Source organism: Bacteroides rodentium JCM 16496 (assembly GCF_000614125.1).
Taxonomy (GTDB): Bacteria; Bacteroidota; Bacteroidia; order Bacteroidales; family Bacteroidaceae; genus Bacteroides; species Bacteroides rodentium.
The window spans coordinates 1-3,457 of record NZ_BAKJ01000111.1; the positions used below are offsets into that span (position 1 = coordinate 1).

At 37.3% G+C, this 3,457-nt stretch carries 5 protein-coding genes; all 5 read left to right on the forward strand.

Features of this window, described 5'->3' with window-relative positions; genetic code table 11:
- The first annotated feature begins 73 nt into the window (after positions 1-73).
- Entirely contained in the window at positions 74-1,141 is a 1,068-nt protein-coding gene (locus JCM16496_RS20750) for an ATP-binding protein (protein WP_244440530.1), read from the forward strand.
- A gap of 8 nt (positions 1,142-1,149) precedes the next feature.
- The gene (locus JCM16496_RS25440; protein ID WP_244440531.1) at positions 1,150-1,560 is read left to right on the forward strand and encodes a DUF4143 domain-containing protein; all 411 of its coding nucleotides are present in this window, start codon (positions 1,150-1,152) and stop codon (positions 1,558-1,560) included.
- Between the two features lie 11 nt (positions 1,561-1,571).
- Positions 1,572-2,201 (forward strand): hypothetical protein, encoded by a 630-nt coding sequence (locus JCM16496_RS20755; protein ID WP_025836395.1) that lies wholly within the window; start codon positions 1,572-1,574, stop codon positions 2,199-2,201.
- A 142-nt stretch (positions 2,202-2,343) separates the two neighbouring features.
- On the forward strand, positions 2,344-2,619 hold the full coding sequence (locus JCM16496_RS20760; RefSeq protein ID WP_025836396.1) for a hypothetical protein: 276 nt from the start codon (positions 2,344-2,346) through the stop codon (positions 2,617-2,619).
- 482 nt (positions 2,620-3,101) lie between these two features.
- Positions 3,102-3,457, forward strand: a 356-nt coding sequence (locus JCM16496_RS20765; RefSeq protein ID WP_025836397.1) for a metallophosphoesterase, incomplete at its 3' end; no start/stop codon positions are given.

A 3,457-nucleotide genomic window follows, 5' to 3' on the forward strand; every position in this document is an offset into this window, starting at 1 on the left:
TACAGGGATTTTTCTAATTTGCTTGGAAAAAATGTGCTGATATAGGCAATTTTCGTTTGGAAAAAATGTTGTAGTGTACGAATTATTCATTCTGAAAAGTGTGATTATATTTGGTTTTTCGCTTGAAAAAAATGTATTTTTGCGTTCGGAAGAAGAAGTTCATATTATGCTAAAAAGAAAAATAGAGACATATTTAGTCGATTGGAAAAAGTCAGAGGATAAAAAGCCTCTTGTGATAAAGGGTATTCGTCAATGTGGAAAGACATACATTGTTCGGAAATTCGCAGAGGAGAATTATGAGAGTGTGGTTTATATGAACTTCATTCTCGAACCCGACAAAAAATCTGCTTTTGCAGGCAATATAGATGTCGATACCATTATTCTTAACCTTTCGGCTTTGATTCCGGGCAGTCGTTTCATCAGCGGAAAAACATGTATTATACTTGACGAGATTCAAGAATGTAAGGAGGCAAGGACAGCCTTGAAGTCATTTCATATAGACGGTCGCTTTGATGTTATTGCCACAGGCTCACTTTTAGGAGTGAAAGGCTACGGTAAGAATAAAAAGAAGAAGAACGAGGAGGAAGGACAGGATTCCGTTCCCGTTGGGTATGAGACCGTGATTGATATGTACCCATTGGATTTTGAAGAGTTTTTATGGGCAAACGGAATTAGCGATGCGGTTATTGATTCTGTCAAATCATGCTTTGAGAATGAACAAACAGTTCCAGAGGGGATTCATAAGGCAATGATGGAACTCTTGTACAGATATGTCATTGTCGGGGGGCTGCCTGAAGTGGTGAACTGTTTCCTTGAAACGAAGAACATCGAACTTATATATAAGGTGCAGCGCAATCTTATTGCTGAATATGAAGAAGATATGGTGAAGTATGCGGACGATGCAGACAAACCCCATATTCGGGAATGTTTTGAATCCATACCTAAACAGTTGGCTAAGGAGAATAAGAAATTCCAGTATTCCGTAGTCAAGAAGGGAGGAAGAGCTTCACAATATATCGGTAGTATTCAATGGTTGGAGGATGCTGGTATAGTCCGTAGATGTTATAATACACAAATTACGGAATTGCCGTTAGAAGGCAATTCCATCAAAGAATGCTTTAAGGTATATACTACGATATAGGTGTTCTTATGGCAATGCTTGATTATGGTACACAGGCAGATATTTTAAAAGGTAATCTTCTTGGATACAAAGGTGCTATTTTTGAGAATCTTATGGCTGACTTCTTATGTAAGTCTGGGCAAAAACTATACTACTTCCATAAAGATAGTGGGCTTGAACTGGACTTCTTGGTGAGATTCAAAGGCGAATGCGTAATCCTTGAAATCAAGGCAAAGTCCGGCAAGGCAAAAAGCATGACTACGGTTTTGAAGAACAAGGATGTGTATCATGTCAAGAATGCAATCAAGTTGGGACAATATAATGTAGGACGTGAGGGAGAGGTGCTAACCATTCCGCTATATATGGGATTTCTTGTTAAGGACAAGATTGCGGATGCTATCATTCCTGATGTGGATTTAAGTTTATTGACTACTATTTAATTTTATAGATTATGGCAAAGCAGATATTAGTTGGAATCGGAGAACAAAATTTGAACGAGGTAGCCCACTACCTTATGATATACTTTCCGTATGATGAGGAAATGAGTAGTTATACCGATGCATGGATGGGTGAACTATACGAAAACAAATACCCATTGGTTTCTAAAGGAATGTGGTCGGGGATAATCAATTTGAAGACTCATAAACTTTTGAATTGGGAGCCGGAATACGGAGATATGTATCTTCAAGCCAAAGTATGTGATAGTGGAACATATTTCTTGCTTGATAAAGATAAAAAGGTTATATGTAAAATAGCTGATTATGTACCTAACGGATTAATACCGGAGACAACAGATTGTGGCGATTATATCCGTTTAAGAATCAACAATGATGGAACAATAGAAAATTGGCCTGAAGAACCAAGTTTTTCTGAATTTCTTGAAGATGCTGATACCGTTGAGAAAATTGACACGAGTATTGAAGAAGAACCCATACTTGATGTTAAAATGGAATTCACTTATAGTCAGCTTATGGCAAAATTGCTCCGTCTTCCCAAATTCTTACAGATGGAGATAGGAAAAGCATTGATAGCTAATGCATCCGAAGGGTTTGAGGAGGAAGAAGACGATGAATCTCTTTAATCTGGAGAGGTTAAAATCGAGCTGTAAAACGAAGAGTGATAGATAATTGTTGATTTTATAAATTAGAGATATTGCGCTATGGATACATTAAGTCTTTCAAAAGTAACATCATTGTTCATCCTAACTTTAATAGAAAGAGACGATGGACAAAAGAAACAAATTTTGGAGACGCCAACAAATGGCACGTGTATTTAAGGCTCGCATGATTCTTTATGCTGCTTACGGGCATTGTATCATCCGTGAGGATGGAAGCCATTATGAACATCCTCATTGGTTTGAGTTGGCTAAAGACAAATGGGCGCAAGTTTACAAGACTACGGGAACTCCGTGTAGTTGCTGGATGTGCAGAGGTGTGGAATATGACCGTAAGGAGTACAAAAAAGAAACTCAACGGATTATTAGGGAATCAATGGAGTAGCTAAATGAATAGGAACTGAATCTGTGTATTTATAGCATAGGTTCAGTTTTTACATATAGGCAAAAGTGGAATGTGGATTTTCTCAGGAAGTGATGTCGGATATGAAATATATTTGCTAATTTTGCATCGATTTTGAAACAATATAAAAACTAACAGTGCAGAGAAATAGAATGAACATATTACCAATAGTCACAATTTGGGGCAATAAATGCCTTGAGTCTGTGTTGAGTGTTCATGTTTCCGGCATTGAACCTCGTATTGTAAATACTTTCCAACGAACACTGTAATAAGGTACATATTATAGTGCTTTAAATTAGAATAGAAACAAAAGTAGTTGGAGAGTCCTTACCAAACTTTCCAACTACTTTTATTTTATACCCATCTGTGGCAGTTGTCTTTGTGATGCTCCTCTGTCTTTTCCGTCTGATGGGTACTGATAACTTGATTATTAACGTGCAGTGATGCACATAAATTGAGAAGAAATGAATTATAAATTTGATGGCAGAAAGGTGTTCTTTACATCAGACACCCACTTTTATCACGAAAATATCATTCGCTTCTGTAACAGACCGTTTAAGGATGTGGAAGTGATGAATGAAACTATCATCTCCAATTGGAATAATACAGTCGGTCAGGATGATATTGTTTTTCACTTGGGTGATTTTTGTCTTGGCGGTTCAGCAGAATGGACTAAAATGCTTGACAGATTGAACGGCAAGATATATCTGATTATGGGTAACCATGATTTGAAAAATATACGCCAAGGCTACATTGACAGATTTGAACATGTAGCAATGCAGATGCACATAGAGGTCGGCAAGCAGAGGATATATTTGAA

Coding starts and splice junctions, on each gene's coding strand:
- JCM16496_RS25440 (WP_244440531.1), top strand. CDS start 1,150: ATGGCAATGCTTGATTATGGTACACAGGCAGATATTTTAAAAGGTAAT.
- JCM16496_RS20755 (WP_025836395.1), top strand. CDS start 1,572: ATGGCAAAGCAGATATTAGTTGGAATCGGAGAACAAAATTTGAACGAG.
- JCM16496_RS20760 (WP_025836396.1), top strand. CDS start 2,344: ATGGACAAAAGAAACAAATTTTGGAGACGCCAACAAATGGCACGTGTA.